The 17,516-nt window shown below is 46.7% G+C and carries 15 protein-coding genes; 4 read left to right on the forward strand and 11 right to left on the reverse strand.

Features of this window, described 5'->3' with window-relative positions:
* Nucleotides 1-149: 149 nt before the first annotated feature.
* The 9 genes from WH46_RS23985 to WH46_RS03350 all read right to left on the reverse strand — a co-directional run bounded on the left by WH46_RS23985 (nucleotide 150) and on the right by WH46_RS03350 (nucleotide 8,496).
* A complete protein-coding gene (locus WH46_RS23985; RefSeq protein ID WP_017811553.1) occupies nucleotides 150-287 on the reverse strand; it encodes a paeninodin family lasso peptide in 138 nt (45 codons plus the stop codon).
* 45 nt (nucleotides 288-332) lie between these two features.
* Complete coding sequence (locus WH46_RS23990) at nucleotides 333-467, reverse strand: paeninodin family lasso peptide (protein WP_017811554.1); 135 nt, start codon at nucleotides 465-467, stop codon at nucleotides 333-335.
* 62 nt (nucleotides 468-529) lie between these two features.
* A complete protein-coding gene (locus WH46_RS23995) occupies nucleotides 530-667 on the reverse strand; it encodes a paeninodin family lasso peptide (protein WP_017811555.1) in 138 nt (45 codons plus the stop codon).
* Nucleotides 668-732: 65 nt separating this feature from the next.
* Complete coding sequence (locus WH46_RS24000; RefSeq protein WP_017811556.1) at nucleotides 733-870, reverse strand: paeninodin family lasso peptide; 138 nt, start codon at nucleotides 868-870, stop codon at nucleotides 733-735.
* Nucleotides 871-899: 29 nt separating this feature from the next.
* A complete protein-coding gene (locus WH46_RS03330) occupies nucleotides 900-2,852 on the reverse strand; it encodes an asparagine synthase-related protein (RefSeq protein WP_052714094.1) in 1,953 nt (650 codons plus the stop codon).
* A 77-nt stretch (nucleotides 2,853-2,929) separates the two neighbouring features.
* The gene (locus WH46_RS03335) at nucleotides 2,930-3,217 is read right to left on the reverse strand and encodes a hypothetical protein (protein ID WP_046225672.1); all 288 of its coding nucleotides are present in this window, start codon (nucleotides 3,215-3,217) and stop codon (nucleotides 2,930-2,932) included.
* An 855-nt stretch (nucleotides 3,218-4,072) separates the two neighbouring features.
* A complete protein-coding gene (locus WH46_RS03340; protein ID WP_046225673.1) occupies nucleotides 4,073-5,053 on the reverse strand; it encodes an aldo/keto reductase in 981 nt (326 codons plus the stop codon).
* 234 nt (nucleotides 5,054-5,287) lie between these two features.
* On the reverse strand, nucleotides 5,288-6,274 hold the full coding sequence (locus tag WH46_RS03345; protein WP_046225674.1) for a hypothetical protein: 987 nt from the start codon (nucleotides 6,272-6,274) through the stop codon (nucleotides 5,288-5,290).
* Nucleotides 6,275-6,996: 722 nt separating this feature from the next.
* Nucleotides 6,997-8,496 carry a copper amine oxidase N-terminal domain-containing protein gene (locus WH46_RS03350; protein WP_046225675.1) on the reverse strand — a complete coding sequence of 500 codons (1,500 nt, stop codon included), beginning with the start codon at nucleotides 8,494-8,496 and terminating at the stop codon, nucleotides 6,997-6,999.
* A 220-nt stretch (nucleotides 8,497-8,716) separates the two neighbouring features.
* Between WH46_RS03350 and infC the strand changes: the two genes are divergently transcribed.
* Nucleotides 8,717-9,193 carry a translation initiation factor IF-3 gene (gene infC, locus WH46_RS03355; protein WP_046225676.1) on the forward strand — a complete coding sequence of 159 codons (477 nt, stop codon included), beginning with the start codon at nucleotides 8,717-8,719 and terminating at the stop codon, nucleotides 9,191-9,193.
* A gap of 120 nt (nucleotides 9,194-9,313) precedes the next feature.
* Here the strand turns inward: infC and WH46_RS03360 are convergent, their stop codons facing one another.
* Both WH46_RS03360 and WH46_RS03365 read right to left on the reverse strand, forming a co-directional pair.
* The gene (locus WH46_RS03360; protein WP_046225677.1) at nucleotides 9,314-12,784 is read right to left on the reverse strand and encodes a PAS domain S-box protein; all 3,471 of its coding nucleotides are present in this window, start codon (nucleotides 12,782-12,784) and stop codon (nucleotides 9,314-9,316) included.
* Between the two features lie 102 nt (nucleotides 12,785-12,886).
* Nucleotides 12,887-13,804 carry a PD-(D/E)XK nuclease family protein gene (locus WH46_RS03365; RefSeq protein ID WP_017811564.1) on the reverse strand — a complete coding sequence of 306 codons (918 nt, stop codon included), beginning with the start codon at nucleotides 13,802-13,804 and terminating at the stop codon, nucleotides 12,887-12,889.
* A 303-nt stretch (nucleotides 13,805-14,107) separates the two neighbouring features.
* Between WH46_RS03365 and WH46_RS03370 the strand changes: the two genes are divergently transcribed.
* The 3 genes from WH46_RS03370 to WH46_RS03380 all read left to right on the forward strand — a co-directional run bounded on the left by WH46_RS03370 (nucleotide 14,108) and on the right by WH46_RS03380 (nucleotide 17,245).
* The gene (locus WH46_RS03370) at nucleotides 14,108-15,043 is read left to right on the forward strand and encodes an AraC family transcriptional regulator (RefSeq protein WP_017811565.1); all 936 of its coding nucleotides are present in this window, start codon (nucleotides 14,108-14,110) and stop codon (nucleotides 15,041-15,043) included.
* 65 nt (nucleotides 15,044-15,108) lie between these two features.
* The gene (gene uxuA / locus WH46_RS03375) at nucleotides 15,109-16,221 is read left to right on the forward strand and encodes a mannonate dehydratase (RefSeq protein ID WP_046225678.1); all 1,113 of its coding nucleotides are present in this window, start codon (nucleotides 15,109-15,111) and stop codon (nucleotides 16,219-16,221) included.
* Nucleotides 16,214-17,245 (forward strand): SDR family oxidoreductase, encoded by a 1,032-nt coding sequence (locus tag WH46_RS03380; protein WP_017811567.1) that lies wholly within the window; start codon nucleotides 16,214-16,216, stop codon nucleotides 17,243-17,245. Before uxuA ends, WH46_RS03380 begins: the two co-directional genes overlap by 8 nt.
* Nucleotides 17,246-17,516: the final 271 nt, after the last annotated feature.

Raw genomic sequence — 17,516 nt, forward strand, 5'->3', positions numbered from 1 at the left:
AAGGGTCACTTTGAGAATTACACTACTGCTGGTCTTACGAAGCAACACAGGTCGCTTACCAAAAACAATCAGCAAGACTTACGCAAATCTGCATCATTTATAATCGACGTTGTCGATGACCTTTCAGCCTTGACCTGGCGCTAATTTAATTAGCTACCTGGGTTGTACAGGTCTGCGTCATCATAAGTGACCCAGTCAATTGCTTTCCAGCCTTTACCTGCGGCAGTTTCGTTCATTTCCAAAACTTCCATTGCTGGAGCTTGCCATTGCATTTTTTCTTGTTTCATCCTGTGTTCCTCCTTATACCTTATTAAAATGATTGAATATGAAAATCAGCTCGGGTTGTACAGATCCGCATCGTCATAAGTAACCCAGTCGATGACTCTCCAGCCTTTACCTGCCGCTGTTTGATGTACATCCAAAACTTCCAAGGTTGGTGCTTGCCATTGCATTTTTTCTTGATTCATTCGTATTTCCTCCTCAAAGGTTTTGGATTCAGGGGTGAGCCTGTTACTTGAATAGAAATGGATTAGCTGCCTGGGTTGTACAGATCAGCATCATCATAAGTAACCCAGTCAATGACTTTCCAGCCTTTACCTGCTGCTGTTTCATTGACATCCAAAACTTCCAACGTTGGAGCTTGCCATTGCATTTTTTCTTGGTTCATGAGTATTTCCTCCTCAAATGTTTTGGATAGATGGTCGTTCAACTTACCCCTTTAACATGCGGCGATTAGCTGCCCGGGTTGTACAGATCGGCGTCATCGTAAGTAACCCAGTCAATGACTTTCCAGCCTTTACCAGCTGCTGTCTCATTAACATCCAGGACCTGCATTTCCGGAGCTTGCCATTCCATTTTTGTCATGTTCATTATTCACCTCCTTTATAGGGTATACCTTGCTATGCTAAGCTGCGAATGAATCGTCCCATAATGAGACTGCGCATCAGCAGGCGTGTAGCCGGATTAAATGCCGCTTCGGCTGAAGGGGACTCGCCCACTTCGTTTAGAGCTTCCATAATATTCTCTGTGTTCATCCACTGGGCAGCTGCCGAGTCCTGACAAATCTCACGGATCTCGCTTGTAAAAGCAGGCCACATCGGCAGCATACGCTGTACCCAATCCGCAGGCTGCAGACCGCGTACTTTCTGGTTCAACCTGATCTTGTCGGGCAGATCACCTGCTGTCGCACGCCGGATCAGCGCGCGGTCCATTCCGTTTTGTACATATTGGTTATAAGGTACGGACAGACAGAACTTGATCACGCGTGGATCATTCGTCGGGTCACGTTCCCATACACCATAACCCATGGATATTTTGGACGTTACAGCCCCATCTTTGTTGGCAGTAGCCAGATTGGAGAATTTGTCCAACCGGATATCCTGATCACTCATGGTATCACTGCCTACCAGATTCAGTTCAGCCTGACGTACCCGCTCGGCCATCCCGGTCCGCTCGGCGAGCTCGGGATTAATCCATTTCAGTGCATCCGGCCGGCCCAGGTCGCGGGTATTGCGGCTCAGACGGGGAAAGGCGGACTGCTGAATCTGCTGGATAATCTTTTTACGCCGGATACCGGCATTTTGGCTGTACATTTTCATTTCCTGATACAGTTTGATCCATTGGAACTTTTTGAGCATTTCGCCATAATACTCGATCGCTGGTCCCCAGGAGATAGTAAAGTTACCACGTGCTCCTGTCAGCAGTACTCCTGCCCCCTGCTGCTGGGCCTGCTCGAAAATGCCGCGAATCCAGAATGAATTCTCAAAGTACTTGTACGGCATCTCCATCAGGGAGAGCCAATGTTCCACTTCACTGAGTGGGCTGCGATCGGCAAAATCCATATAGTGATCATGGACCGGATGAATCTGACTGACGTGTCTGACCGTCTCTTCAATATATGGTCGTTCATTAGCCATTAGTCGTGAGGATGTCCAGTCTTTGAAGCCGGGAATCGGCACAAAGCTGTATGTATAAATCGGCTTGTTCTGACCCGAGAGGATCTTGGCTGCATAACTGACGACACTGCCTGAATCCAGTCCGCCGCTGAGTGTAGCTGCTACACCGTGGCGGGTACGCAGCTTGGCACGGATAACCCGGCTATATACATCCCTGAACGCCTCTACATATTCTTCATCCGACTTGAGTCGCAGCGGTTCATCCGGCAGCAGTGTACCGTACTGATAAATGGAAGATTTGTCCGCAGACAGCATCATCGCGTGTGCCGGCGGCAGCTGCTTGATCTGATCATAGACCGTCGCCTGAATATCGGTCGACTCTTCCATCGCTACCGTTGTCAGAAACTCCGCCATCCACGGAGTGGACAATTTCTTGCTCACATCACCGGTCTGGAACAAAGCTTCCATTGTGCTGGCGAAAATAAACTTCTCGGCGGTCTGATAGTAATACAGTGTACGGTTACCGGACCAGTCTCTTGCCAGAAAGAGCTGCTGTCTCGATTCATCCCAGACTGCAAAAGCAAAGTCGCCGTTCAGATAACGAGGCATCTGCTCACCCCATTTGTCGTAGGCATGAAGCAGAAGCATAATATCCGGCATATCATGCATAGAAGCATTCAATCCCAGCTGGCTGAACAATTCCTCCCGATTATCAATAATCACATCGCCCGTAATGGCCAGTCGGCGAACCGAATCGTAATGAGGCATACGCTGATGGACCGATTCGGGAGTGACCCATTGATCATGACAGCCAAGGAAAAGATGTTCTCCCTGCCATATTCCTGAAGCATCGGCTGGATATCTCTCCATGCTCTGCATCATCCGGTTGCCCTGCTGCTGCAATTCTTCACTACTATGTCGTTTTGCCATATCCCAGATTCCAGCTGTTGCACTCATGCCTGCACCTCCTTCGGGTGATTAATTATTCTGATATCGGTGTATTTATAATTCATATATGAAATATTTGGTATGGATTAATGAATATGCGGATCAATAAGTGTCTCCTGTCGCAGATGATCGCTGTACTGCTTTAGACGATCTCGCTGACTGATATAATTATTCAGTCTGTGGCGATAATATTCTACAAAAGAAACTGTCTTATCAATACTGGTATCTCCCTGCCATAAATAGGCTCTGGAGCCGCTTGGATAAGTAATGACAGAATCGATTTTCTCCAGAGTAGCACGCGATGAGCAATGAACAGGTTGTGCAGATATTAGTGACTTATTCACTAACTTAGTTTTGTCGTATGCTGTGTGCACGTGTTTACCCTCCTATCCGGATCATTCTTCGATACGAACATTCACATCTACTGTAAGACCTCGTTCTTTTCAGCAGTCTCCATCTTTATATCAGGATAGAAGATCATGCTGCTGATCCATCAGCAGACAGATTGTTTTTCTCTGCCTGTCTCCTCTTGAACATATGAACCCATTGTTACCTTTACCCAAATGTTATTCGTTTTGAATAACTTTATTGATTTGTAACATATTATATACTCTAATCGAATAATTTACATGATAAATTTTCCAATTACTAAGATAAATTATTTTTTTCGAGTATTCGCTAAATGTCAAAAGTCCTAGTCCTATCTGGATTCTCATCTTACATTTATGGTATTTTAAGTAAAAATGTTTGTATAAACCCTTATAACATAAGGAAATGTGCTAACTTATCATCATGGTCTATTCCTACTTTTTTGTTTAGATAACTTTCTTACATAGCTAAAAAGTAAGCGTTCTTATTTATTACAATTTTGTTACATAAGTTATTTGGTTGTAATCAAATATGATATTTATTCCACTTATAGATCATATGTTCTATTTATACACCTAATTAAAATATTCCCAATTTGGCTATCTGAATTTAATACTATTTTTTTATCACTTCTTTTGCTCACTTCTCATGTCATCTTCATCCTTTTTTACTCTACAATCGATGTATTTTCTTTCTTTTGTCTATAACAAAAAGAGCAGACTTTATAGAACAGTCTGCTCTTTTGCTTTTTATTTATCTCTTTACTCCATATACATGGAGCAGAAAAAGATCGTATAACGGACTCTTACGTATAAGAATCAACATTTATTTATATACAGTTATGCTGGTTTCTTGTGGAATTATGGCATGGATTCGCCGCGTGCGGTTACATACAGCGTATACCATTCTTCTCTGGTCATGAGCTGGGATTGGCGCTCTGCATCTTCACAAGCTTTGATTCGCTGTGGATTGGTAGTACCAATAATCGGTTGGATCATAGCCGGATGGCGCATCAGCCAGCCCAGAACAATTGCCTCGGGAGTCGTTTCTTTTTCATTTGCCAGTTGTTGTACAAGCTTCGCTGCTTCCTGAATATGCTCAGGTTGATCCTTCACATCGCGACCGGAGAATTTGCCCTGTGCCAGTGGTCCCCAGGCTTGAAGCTGGATATTCTGGGTACGACAGTATTCCATCAGACCCTCGGCAAAATTCACTGCTGTACCTGCCGCCTGATTCACATGTACCCCCTGATCTACAAAGTGCAGATGACCCAGGCTCATTTCCAGCTGATTCACTGCAAAGGAATCCGGAATCGCCTGCTGCAAAAAGGCGATCTGTGCAGCACTCATATTGGATACACCAAAATAACGTACTTTGCCGGATGCTTTGAGCGATGCAAAAGCCTCTGCTACTTCCTCCGGCTCGACCAGCGGATCCGGACGGTGCAGCAGCAGGATATCCAGATAATCTGTACCAAGACGTTCCATACTGCCATCGACAGAATCCAGAATGTGTCCTTTGGAGAAATTAAAGCGACCCGGCAGCTCCTCATCTCCCAGCTGAATACCGCATTTGGACTGGATCACAATCTGGTCACGCAGTTCCGGGCGATTATTCAGCACACGGCCGAATACCTGCTCGGCTTTGCCTCTTGTATAAATATCAGCATGGTCAAACAGCGTGATACCAATTGACAGTGCTGCATCGACAGCAGCTTCTGCTTCTTTGACATGCTCCTCTGTAAATGGAGTCTGATCCCAGCCGCCCCCAAAAGGCATACAACCGAGGGCCAGACGACTGCTGGAAATACCGCGATGAGCCAGTGGCATAATCTTGTTCATTTTATTTCCTCCTGTCTAATGATAGCGCTCTTTTTCTATTCTATGTTCTCACAGTTGCGGACATAAGCACAAGCTATCGTATCATTACCCACTAATTCGATCATGGTAGGTGGCTGGCTCTGACAACCACTCTTATCACAGCAAAGAAGAAGCAGCCCCTGCATAGGCTGCTGCTTCTTTTGCATTTCTATAGGATGGATAAGGAAGGCAGTGTGATGGACTGCCCATTCCTTTTTATTGATACAGTTCAAATTCGTTGACTACAACTTGAGTAGGACCGGAATTACGGTTGATAATCAATTTGTAGGATTTGTAAGCCGTATCGTTATCTACTGCATAGATTTTCTTCTGACCTGGTTCCCAGCGCATGGAAGACTTCACTTCGTGAATGACTTCATCCCACTGTTTACCATCATTGGAACCTACCAGCATCCATGATACAGGTGCTGTCGATTTGGCTGTTACTGCTATCGCATAGCCTTTGATCACTTTCGGGCTGGAGAAGGTATAAGACAGAGATGCATCAGCATACCGCTGCGAGTCGGATGTCCATACGCTGTCTTGACTTACCGAGTGGTCAAATGCTTTCCAGGCAGATTCTGCATTTACCGAAGCAGCAGCACCAGGCGCATTGTCAGCGCTTAATGTAGGCGCACCCATCGCCGGAATCACATTGGTATTACCTTCGAATGAAGTCAGTTCCAGATCGTTAATGCCTACCCATTTGCTGCCGTTATTGCCTGTGATGAACAGTGCATAACCGGAATAAGCTACATCGTTGTCTACTTCGAATGTACGCTTTTCTCCAGGTGCCCAGCTGCTTTGGCCGGCTTGCTCGTCAATTACGAGCCAGTTATTGCCGATTTTACCGGCAAACTGCCATTTTTTCGGAGCATCTGCTGCATCATACGTATCTGCTTGTACTGTATATTTATTAACAACTTGCTTCTGGTTCAGCTCGTATGACAGCTTCGATGTGCTGTTTGCCGGCGCTCTCCAGTAGCTGTTTGCATTTCCATTATCGTCAAATGCTTTCCATGCTTCATAACCCGATTCTTCTACACTGGCTTTGGCTGTACCATTACTGCCTGCGCTGCTGCTAAGTGTCGGAACGATATCTCCGCCATATTGCAATGCATGCACCGTTCCACTCTGAAAAACAGTCCCCAGAAACAATGCGCCAGCCAGTACCATACCATTTTTGAAATTAAGCAATCCCATTTTAAAATCTCTCCTTTTGAATTAAATCATCTTTATGTCTGTGTGTAAATCGGATGGGATAGCTTTCTGTAGAAGTGCAATACATCATCGAGTACTATCACAGTTCCACTCCCATAGAACCGTTTGAGTTTGAAGATTGATGAACTGTCTACATCCATTTCTCCCCGAAAAAATGAATGATATTTCCATGACGGTTTAATAACCATATTTTGGATTGTTGACTCACTTGATTACATATTATTTTATAATTTTCCAATTTTATTTTTTTATTACTGGCCCCCTTTTGTGATGGCGAATTAGGAGTTGGATCGCCGATATACTTTTTCGGACGAAAAATACAGGAATTGCAGTTGTTATGCGCATTATAGAGAACGATGTAGCAGTCTCTTTAAGACCAGAGGAGTATTTTCGCTACAATTCCTATATTTTTCTAATAAAAAGTATTTATGGATAAATTTTAACTTCATCGTTTGAAATTGGGATGATTCGAATTGCTCATTTATCTCTTTTTTATTTTTCGTTCTTCCATCGCTGTATTTTGCCGAAATACGGTTGTTTTTTTCGGCATTTTCCTTGTTATTCTTTTTACTCCATTCTAATTGACTATTTTCGACAAATAACCAGCTTTTTTATTTCAAAATTAATTAAACAAAAGGACCTCTCCGCTTCGGGATGAGGTCCTTTTGTTTGGATTGCTTTAGGATTGGAATAATCCGCAATTATTACTTGCGGGTTACAGTGAAGCTATTTCCATCAGCAGCTACGGTTGCACCCAGAATATTGGCTACCGAGCGCAGAGGTACATAGACTTTACCTTTGACATTAACGACTTTGGAAGACAACGTATGGGACTGACCATCCACTACTGCCTTATTGGAGTTCAGCTTCAGTACAGTCACTGCACCTGTAATATCATCTGTCAGTGTCAGCTGTTTGGAAGAAACATTCCACTGCATTTTGGCATCAAGGCCTTCTGCCAGATCCTTGACCGGAACCAGTGTTACATGATTACGGGTAATCGTGTCATCGTAATCACCATAAGATCCAAAGTAGATCGTTTTCTTGGTAATGCCGTTCATATTGTTAAGCAGCATGTACACCGGAGAAGTCTTTTCAAAGTTACGCAGGAAAGTACCCGGCGTTGTCTTCTCCGATACCTGCAGTACACCACCTGTAGTGTCAACCGGATCTGCAGTCACATTTCCATTGATATTCCATGATTCGCTTGCTGTAGACACACGGATCGAGGAAATTGGCGTATATTCGGTATCCGGCAGTGCAATCGTCATCTCCATCGACTGTTTACGGATATACATGTCCTTGTCGAAGTACACATCTGTGCTGACACGGGTATTTGGTCCAAATACAGTATTAAATTCTTTGGACTCCTGCAGTTCAGCCAGCTGGCTATCATACTCTTTGAGGACAAGATCCAGCGTTTTATTTACTTCTTTGTAGCCATTATTTACGAATTCTTCTCTGCTGCCGCCCATAACGGACTGGGTTGAGCCTGGCTCTGTCTGTTCCAGTGTGGTAGACATAAAGTCATAGACAGCACCAATCAGCTGACGGATTCCTTCTTTGTCCTGGGAGACACTCACAAGGAAAGGCTTAACCAGTGTAATCAGCTCTTCACCTGTCAGCTCGACATGCAGCTGGGTCAGATCCAGAGATTCACCATACACATCCTGTTGTACGGAGTTCACCGATACATTTGCAGGATTCGGCAGGTGGGTATACAGGAAGGAGATAACCTGCTTAACAAATTCCTGTTCTTCTCCCTTGAGGGAAGCTGCACTGAATCCGCCGCTCAGTCCGGACAGACCCATGGAATCATTGAGGGCAAAAGATATGTATATTGGCTGTTTGGCGCCCTCCAGATCAATAGTCATTCCCTGCTCATCCAGATAAATATGATAAGGCAGTTTCTGTCCGCTGTATTGTACCGACCCTTGTACAGACATTTTGCCGTCTGCCTGCAGTTTGGCACTATCAATATTCAGCTGCAATGCGTTTACAATGGTGGCCAGCTGAATATCTTCTGCATCAGCTGTAGCCGAAGGTGTCAGATGAACCGATATGGTCTGGCTGGACTCTATCGATTTAACATCCAGGTTGCGAATCATGGCATTTTTGATATCCAGATTTCCAACGGCTTGACAACCGGACAATACGATTAACAGCAGTACCAGTGGAAGTGTAATCCATAATTTTCTCTTCATGATTAGCTCCTTTCATATTTGAAATTCCCTTTCATTATCCCAGCTTGTCTTGTATTTGTAAAATAATCCTGTAATTTTATGTAAATATCTATGTATACGATTTAGCTATCCCTATCGCCTGCTATGTCTGACCCGAAGAGGAATATGATACAATACAGCCTGATCGCTAACGATATGTATAACACAAGAAAAACCAATAGAAATGCTGGAGGAATTACCTATGATCAAAAATGAAAAAATCAAAGCATCCGAAGTGCATCTGACTGGTCTGAACGGCGAAGACCTGGGTATTATGCCTACCGCTGAAGCCCTGCAAATGGCGCGTAAGCTAAAAGTGGATCTGGTCTGTAATTCACTGTTCAGCAGCCCGCCACCCTGCCAGCTGATTGCCGCCGGCGCTGCCCGGCAAAACAAACAGCAGGCTACCAAAAGCGACAGACCTGCCAAAATCAAAGAAATCCGCCTGACTGCTCATATTGAGGATCATGATTATGACACCAAGAAAAATCAGGCACTGCGCATCCTGCAATCGGGTAATGCCGTAATGCTCGTCGTCAAAACACAGGGCAGCAAAGAATCCGCCAAAGCCAAAGCGATTATCGAAGATCTGCTGCGCGATCTCAAAGAAGCCGGCAAACCACAAACCGGTATTCAGGTCAGCGGCAAGCAATCCATGGTACAGGTAGACCCCGTATAATCCTCTTATCAAATATCATAATCAAAAAGCGGATCACCAGGGAGAGCCTCGGTGATCCGCTTTTGCATAATATAGAAGGATAGCCTCTATATGGTATAGGGTCTGGTCTGCACTTGTTCTTTATAGCTGCGGATCAATGACCGGACGGCGAAGGCGAAGCATATCCGCACTCTCCTGCAATACTCTCTGTAGTTCCGAATTCATCACCGGCTTACTGACAAAATTATGCATGCCGGCATTCAGGCATCGTTCCCTGTCTTCCTGACGGGCGAATGCCGTTACACCGATAATGATAGGCGTTTGTTCATTACTGAAATGTCCACGAATGATTTGTGAAGCTTCCAGTCCATTCATCCCAGGCATCTGCACATCCATAAAAATCAGATCATACGTCTTGTCCAGACAAGCCTGAACCGCCTCTTCTCCGTTCATAACCAGCTCTGCCGTGTATCCTTCACGATGCAGCATCGACAGCAGTACCCGCTGGTTGGATGGATGGTCCTCAGCGATCAGGATGCGCAGTTCCGGTATGTGCTCAGTTGTATCAGAACCGGCTGCTGTTAATAAACGACTTTCGCTCAGGAGAATATCCGGCACTTGATTGGTAGAATCATCCATCTGATCAGCAGTCACCGTACCCAGCTTCAGTACAAACCGGAATAAAGCACCCTGGTTTTCGTCGCTAATCACCCCAATACTGCCTTCCATCAATTCCACGAGCTTTTTGCAGATCGACAGGCCCAGACCGGTACCGCCATACTTGCGGTTCCAGACTGGATGCAGCTGGGAGAATGGCTGAAATAGCAGATGCTGCTGATGCAGGGCAATACCGATTCCGCTATCCTGTACTGCAAATTCCAGCCAGATTTCACCGGGGTGATCAGTCTGTCCCTCCGAGCGTTCCAGGGCGCGAACCGAGACATTGATCTGTCCCTCTTCCGTGAACTTCACGGCATTGCCTACCAGATTGATCAGAATCTGACGGATTCGTCCGGCATCGCCCACGAGTACATCCGGTACTTCCGAAGCCACCTCCACGGTAAGCTCTGTTCCTTTCTCGGAAGCCCTTACCCGGAACAGTTCGGCAACAGAATCCAATACTCTTGTTGTCTCGAACGGTTCGGATTCCAGTGTAAGCATACCGGCTTCCGCCTTGCTGAAATCGAGTATTTCATTTAGCAACTGTAGCAGCGTCTCACTGCTGTTCATCACAATTTCCAAATAACTGCGCTGCTGTTCATCCAGCTCCGTATCTGCCAGCAGACCTGTCATGCCCATAATACCGTTCATCGGCGTGCGCAGTTCATGACTCATCACCGACAGGAACTCCGATTTGGCACGATCTGCCTTTTCCGCAGATTCCTTGGCACGCAGAATTTCCTTTTCATCCGTAATATCGCGGAACACGATCACAGTCCCGCGATATTCACCCTGCTCGTATACCGGTGTTACCCGGTAAGCGGCGAGGAAGCTGGAACCGTCATTTTTCCAGAAAATCGTCTCTTCCACCTGATGCGGGGTTCCCTGCCGGATCGCCTGAATAATCGGCGACTGCTCGTTCAAGATATCCACATCATAAAGTGCCTGATTCCAGCCATGAGAACTGTATAATCCCTGTCCATCCGGCTGCTGCATCACCAATCCCAGCATTTCCGCGCCGGCCCGGTTAATGAAGATACCGTCTCCTTCTGCATCCACACTGAATATGCCTTCGGAGACCGAATCGAGAATTAGTGCGCGTTCATTGCCCAGCTTCTCGATCTGGCTGATATACTCTTTGAGCCGGGTAGTCTCGGTAATAATCCCGTATAATCCAATAACTTCGGTATCCGCCATAATCGGCACATTAATCACATCTGCCGGGAAAAAGGAACCGTCTTTACGCGGTACGGAAATCTCGTAGGTCTGCGGAACACCTCTTGCTGCCATGCGGGCATGATGCCTGATCTTGCCCAGATCCTCTGCCGAGAAAAAGTTGAAAATCCGTCGCCCGATCAATTCATGCCGGGAGAAACCGGTAATCTCCTCCAGACTGCTGTTGACCGACAGAAAATGTCCTTTGAGATCCATCGCGCATACGCCGGACGGATTGTTCTCAAACAAAGAACGGTAGCGATATTCGCTGTCACGCAGCACCATTTCCAGGTATTTGCGCTCTGTGATATCACGAGAGATCGAGGTATAGCCATAGCTGCCTTCCTGCTCATTATAGGCATACCGGCTCAGGGTCTCGAACCAGACATAATGGCCCTTTTTGTGCCGATAGCGGAAGATGATCGTATCATGCTGACTGCCTTTGCCCTTGATTTCTTCCAGAAAACGACGCGCTTTGTCGATATCTTCGGGATGCAGCAGTTCGTAGCAGGAGCTGCCGATCAGCTCTTCCGGTTCATAACCGAGAATAATCATGCTGGCCGGAGATACATAACGGAAAGTAAACGCCTGATCATCATGATGTCGGGAGATCATATCCAGCGAATTTTCGGTAATCAGACGGTAATTGTGTTCACTTTGCCGGAGCTGCTCACTCATCTGGTGACTGGCCGTTACATCCTGTACGATGCCGATAATCTGCAGCGGCGCACCACTGGCCTTGTCGATAATGACTTCCCAGTAGGCCTGTACGACTTTTTGTACATTGCCAGGCAGTACAATCCGGTACAGGGCTTCCCCGTTAGTACCTTCATGAAGTGCATCCAAAATACATTTCATCACCCGCTCGGCATCATCGGGATGAATCGTGGACATATACGAATCAGTATCCAGCTCCACCGGTTTCATTACATTGCCGAAAATACGCCGGATATCTTTGGAGAAATGAATACGGTTGTTGACCATATCCCAGTCCCAGGCACCGATCTGGGCCAGCTTATGCGCCCGGGAGACAATATCTTCCTGGGCTTTGCGCTTGGTGACATCCTGCGCAATACTGAGGATTCTCTCCACTTCGCCATTCGCATTATGCATCGTCTGGGTGAATACTTCGATCCACAGATAATGCCCATCTTTGTGCTTCGCACGGCGGATGAAGGTTTTGCTGTCGTTATACATCAGTCCAGGCTGAAGCATATCTTTGGCATCTTGCTCATGATAATATTCCATCCGTTTGGAGTTCATTACTTCATAAGGCTCGTAACCAAGCATTTTTTTTATCGAAGGCGATACATAGTTGATTGTTCCGTCCGGCAAGCTGACCGAGATTACATTGGAAGCATTGCGGGCGACCATTGTATACAGGTCTTCCTCTTCCCGGTCGGCAATCTCACTGGCATACAGCACCAGATACTCCAGCGGCTGATCCGGTGCATCCGGATAGCGCGAAGCCTGCAGCGACAGCCAGATAGTCTCCTGATCGCGCCGCATCAGGCGCCGCTCGATTGTATCCTTCTGCTGCTGATACAGCCAGCTATCCGCCAGCTGCTGTATATTCAAACATCTTTTTAACTCTTCCTCTTCATAATCCAGTAAACGGCAAAAAGCGGGATTGACCTGCAGACATTCACCTTGAGGCGAGAAGATCGCAATCCCTTCCGGGATATGCTTATATACATGTGTTAGTAAAGACATGCCTGGTGCAGACGAAATATCCACGAACCAATCCTCCTTTGAATGATATGCCTTGAGTGTAGTGCGTATTTCTTCCGTACAACTGCCTGTGCGGTCAGCTGTTCCAGTATGCCGACAATCCAATAATCAGACTGCCCGGTCCTTGCAGATTTCACGGAAATTGCACTCTTTGCATTTGCGCGGAGACGGCATCGCGGTGAAATAGCTTTCCGGCTTGGGCCGGTTATAATAATCATCATCCAGACAGGAACGCATTTCCTCAATATACCTGCCGATGTTTTGTTCGACTTTGGAGATATCTTCACGAGTTACGCTGTATTCCTTATGCTCTCCGGTGACCAGGTACTCTACCCGGATCTGTATTTTTTCCAGAGGCATATTGTATTTTTCCTGAACATAGGAGGCGTACAGATACAGCTGATCGGAGAAATCATCTTCGCGGCCTGTTTTCCAGTCCACAATGACTACTGTACCATCTTCTTTGCGATATAATAAGTCCATTTTGACATAGACTTTGGTATCGAACAGAATCATCGTATCCCATTTCTCGATTTCCAGAATATTCACCTTGCTGCCAGTGATTTCCTGCCATGTCTTATTATGATAAAGATGGCTGACACACTCTTCTTGCCGCTGCCTAATTGTGGCAATACGGCTGTTCAGGGTATCGTCGCCATAATAAATTTCAGACAGCATCATATGATGCTTGGGGTTACGCAACCAGCCTTCCCGATCCTGGGACTGTACATAGGCGTCGTTAAGCAGCTTGCGTATGGTGGTTAATAGAAATTCGGGCCGTGGAGAGCTTTTGGATTCATCCCATTGCCGCAGCGCCGATTCGCACATCCGGTGCGCCAAATCGCCAAACAGCAGATAAAAATTACGCAGCTGTTTCAGCCGATAGGCCTGCACCTGCTCTGGCGAACCCAGCCGTTCATTCCAGCCGTTATGTGAACCATAATAGTGAAAGTAATATTTACGCAGACATTCATCAAACATATTGGCCCTGGACTGTGAGTAGGACCATTGCGGGTATTGTGCCATGCCAGACAGCCTTTCTGTAGATAATTGTAGATATTTATCGTAATTATACCCATTATACCAGACGTTTTGCGATAACTCTTTAGAGAGTACGATAAAGCGCTGCTAACAGGTCATACAGCCGCTCCGTATTCATTTTAATGTTATTAATGAAAACCCTTTCATTTTTAATGATATCCATGTATGCTGGGAATAATAGTACTAGTAAAATTACCCATATCTATTTTATTACGATATTCTACAACTCATCCAAGCCTGTTACACCAGCACTCTATCCAGCATAAAATGTGAGATTGGAGGTTATCGATGTCTACTTCCTTTATATCACCGGAATGGGGAATCAGCCTGTCTGAGACCATATGCCCGGACGTACAGACGACGGTTAATCTATTGGGAATTCATCTGCGTGAGGTTAGCCATGACTGGGAATGCCCGAGTCACAAGCACGACCAGTATGAGATCAATTATGTACTGCAGGGCACCCAGCAAATGAAAGCGGGTACACACAGTTATACCCAGCAGGCCGGGGATGTAGTCATCCTTCCGCCGGGTATTCCTCATACCAGCCGGAGTGTCGGCGATCAGTCACTGGTCTATGTATGCATTCATTTTGAAATGACGGATCGGGTGTTCCTGTCTCTGCTGGAACGTCTGCATCAGCTTGTCTTCCGCAAGGACAGCATGGCTGCACAGCAGATTCAGCCCTGCATCATGAAGCTTGTGCAGGCTGCCGAGCATGAGAGCGAGCATATGATTACACGACGAATTCGCCTGCAGGCAGCTTCGTTTGAGCTGTTCAGCGTATTATGGGAGATTTTATTAAATGAAGCTGCACAGGTATCACCTTCGACCTATGCACATATGGAGCTGGCTCATCAGATTGCTGCCCGCCTGCAGGGTATTGTAAACCGTAATCCGAGTCAGATCGCCGAGCGTCCCGATTCCCATTACGGAATCGACGATATTGCAGCAGAGCTGGGAATCAGCCCTTCACATTGCAACCGGATTTTCCATCAGGTTTTTGCCATCTCGCCGCGCAGCTATCTGTCCAATCTGGTATTGCACAAGTCCAAGCTATTGCTCGCCGATCCACAGATGTCTATTCAGGATATTGCGACGACACTCGGCTACCGGGATATCGCCCATTTCAGCCGTCAGTTCAAGCGCTGGTCGGGTATCTCGCCAAGTCACTATCGCAAAACCCATCTTCAGATGCGTCAACCTCTGGAGGCAGGTGTATAAATAAAACACACAACTGGCTAAGACATCCATGCGCAGCATAATATCAATGATGGAGTGTGAACCGTATGAGAATGGTATTTCGCTGGTTCGGTGAGAACAATGACACCATAACATTGGACCAGGTACGTCAGATTCCAGGCGTGGAAGGTATCGTCTGGGCTCTGCATGATCTTCCCGTGGGCGAAGTCTGGCCGCGGGAACGCGTGCAGGAGATGAAACAACTCAGCGAGCGTTATGGCTTACATATTGAAGTCGTGGAGAGCGTCAATATCCATGAGGATATTAAGCTGGGACTTCCCAGCCGTGACCGCTATATCGCCAACTACAAGCAGACCATTGAACATCTGGGTGAAGCCGGTGTCAAAGTGATCTGCTACAACTTTATGCCGATTTTTGACTGGCTCCGTACCGATCTGCACCATCCGCTGCCGGATGGATCGAATTCCTTATTTTACGAGAACAGCCGAATCGAGAATATGGATCCCTTTGAGCTGGTAATGCAGATTCAGTCCAACTCTGCACTGACCATGCCTGGCTGGGAGCCAGAGCGTCTCTCCCATCTGACCGAGCTGTTTGAGGCATATCAAGGATTTACGGAAGAGGATCTATGGCGTAATGTGCAGTATTTCCTGGATGAGATTATTCCGGTCGCCGAGGCTAATGGTATTCAGATGGCCATTCATCCGGATGATCCGCCCTGGTCGATCTTCGGGCTGCCGCGTATTATCCGCAGTCAGGATAATATTCGCAGATTCCTCGGCATGTATGACAGCAAAGCACACGGAATTACCCTGTGCAGCGGATCGCTCAGTGCCAATCCGGACAATGACATTATCTCTATGATTCATGAATTTGCGGACCGGATTCCATTTACACATATCCGTAATGTCAAAGTAGAAGACAATGGCGATTTTCAGGAGACCTCGCATCGTACGATCGATGGAACAGTTGATATTGCCGGTATTGTGCAGGCTTATCATGAGGAAGGATTCACCGGATATTGCCGACCCGATCATGGACGACATCTCTGGGGCGAACAGTGCCGTCCGGGATACGGATTGTATGACCGTGCACTTGGCATTATGTATTTATGGGGATTATGGGATTCCCTTCAATATCGCCGGAACCCCTTTCTGACAGCAGCGACCGGACGAAAGGAAGGGACTGCCGATGAATGAACAGAAACAGCAGACTCCAGGCGGCAATTTGCCGTATGCTTCGGACATACCAATCACGCCCACTGTTCCGGCAGCTCCCTCGACCGGTAATTCGCTGGTAGACAAAACACTGCGCGAAGTCATTCACTCGGTAGAAGCCAAGGAACAGGAGCCTCCGACAGCTTCCAGTACCCAGCCTCTGCCGCTGCATGATGGTCTTCATGGCAAAATAGCCGTCATCACGGGTGGTGCCGGTATCCTATGCCGGGCAATGGCGCTGGAGCTCGCCCATCAAGGCTGTCATATTGCTATCCTGAATCGTACCGTGGAGAAAGGTGAACAACTGGCAGAGGAAATTCGCAGTCTGGGTGTGCAGGCAATAGCGGTCGGATGCGATGTAACTTCCGAAGACAGTGTGATCCTCGCGGAGACAGCGGTTACTACCCAGCTCGGTCCCTGCGATATTCTTATCAATGGGGCTGGCGGCAATCGTCCGGATGCCAACACGACCGAAGAAAGCTTCCGCGAAGAGGACCTCAATGACGAGCTGAAGCAGACTTTTTACGATATTCGGATTGACGGGTTCCGGCACGTACTTGATCTGAATATGACCGGTACGCTGATTCCGACCCAGGTGTTCTCGCGCCATATGATCGACCGTCCAGAAGCGACGATTATTAACATTTCGTCGATGAGTGCTTTTGCTCCAATGACCAAAGTACCTGCTTACAGTGCTGCCAAAGCGGCAATCAATAACTTTACCCAGTGGCTGGCTGTTCATTTTGCCGATGCGGGTATACGTGTGAATGCGATTGCTCCCGGTTTCTTTTTGACCGCGCAAAATGAAAAGCTGCTCAAAAATGACGATGGCTCGCTCACTGCGCGGTCCGAGAAGATCCTCGCCCATACTCCGATGAACCGATTCGGTGTACCTGACGATCTGCTGGGTACGCTGCTCTGGCTCGCCGATGCACGCACCTCGGGATTTGTGACAGGAATTGTGGTACCGGTGGATGGTGGATTTATGGCTTACTCCGGTGTGTAGATAACAGGATCGAAGAGTTATTGGTATTATAGTAGAGTCTTATATATGATTTTATAAAAGTATACAAAAACGAAGCAGCACCGTTCGCGGGTCTGCTTCGTTCTTTGTATAGGTAATATTCTGTTTTTCATTGGATCGTTTTATCAAGCCAAAAGGTAGATGGCTCTAGAAAGATATTATCTGTCTGCTACCTTCTTTTATACATGCTTATGCATATTTCTTCTTCCTTTATATGCTTTTACCCAATCGTTAATGCTACTTGTATGGTTGA

It is taken from the genome of Paenibacillus dauci, assembly GCF_000971985.1.
In the GTDB taxonomy this organism is placed as follows: Bacteria; Bacillota; Bacilli; order Paenibacillales; family Paenibacillaceae; genus Saccharibacillus; species Saccharibacillus dauci.

Coding starts and splice junctions, on each gene's coding strand:
- WH46_RS23985 (WP_017811553.1), bottom strand. CDS start 287: ATGAAACAAGAAAAAATGCAATGGCAAGCTCCAGCAATGGAAGTTTTG.
- WH46_RS23990 (WP_017811554.1), bottom strand. CDS start 467: ATGAATCAAGAAAAAATGCAATGGCAAGCACCAACCTTGGAAGTTTTG.
- WH46_RS23995 (WP_017811555.1), bottom strand. CDS start 667: ATGAACCAAGAAAAAATGCAATGGCAAGCTCCAACGTTGGAAGTTTTG.
- WH46_RS24000 (WP_017811556.1), bottom strand. CDS start 870: ATGAACATGACAAAAATGGAATGGCAAGCTCCGGAAATGCAGGTCCTG.
- WH46_RS03330 (WP_052714094.1), bottom strand. CDS start 2,852: ATGAGTGCAACAGCTGGAATCTGGGATATGGCAAAACGACATAGTAGT.
- WH46_RS03340 (WP_046225673.1), bottom strand. CDS start 5,053: ATGAACAAGATTATGCCACTGGCTCATCGCGGTATTTCCAGCAGTCGT.
- WH46_RS03345 (WP_046225674.1), bottom strand. CDS start 6,274: ATGGGATTGCTTAATTTCAAAAATGGTATGGTACTGGCTGGCGCATTG.
- WH46_RS03350 (WP_046225675.1), bottom strand. CDS start 8,496: ATGAAGAGAAAATTATGGATTACACTTCCACTGGTACTGCTGTTAATC.
- infC (WP_046225676.1), top strand. CDS start 8,717: ATGATCAAAAATGAAAAAATCAAAGCATCCGAAGTGCATCTGACTGGT.
- WH46_RS03365 (WP_017811564.1), bottom strand. CDS start 13,804: ATGGCACAATACCCGCAATGGTCCTACTCACAGTCCAGGGCCAATATG.
- WH46_RS03370 (WP_017811565.1), top strand. CDS start 14,108: ATGTCTACTTCCTTTATATCACCGGAATGGGGAATCAGCCTGTCTGAG.
- uxuA (WP_046225678.1), top strand. CDS start 15,109: ATGAGAATGGTATTTCGCTGGTTCGGTGAGAACAATGACACCATAACA.
- WH46_RS03380 (WP_017811567.1), top strand. CDS start 16,214: ATGAATGAACAGAAACAGCAGACTCCAGGCGGCAATTTGCCGTATGCT.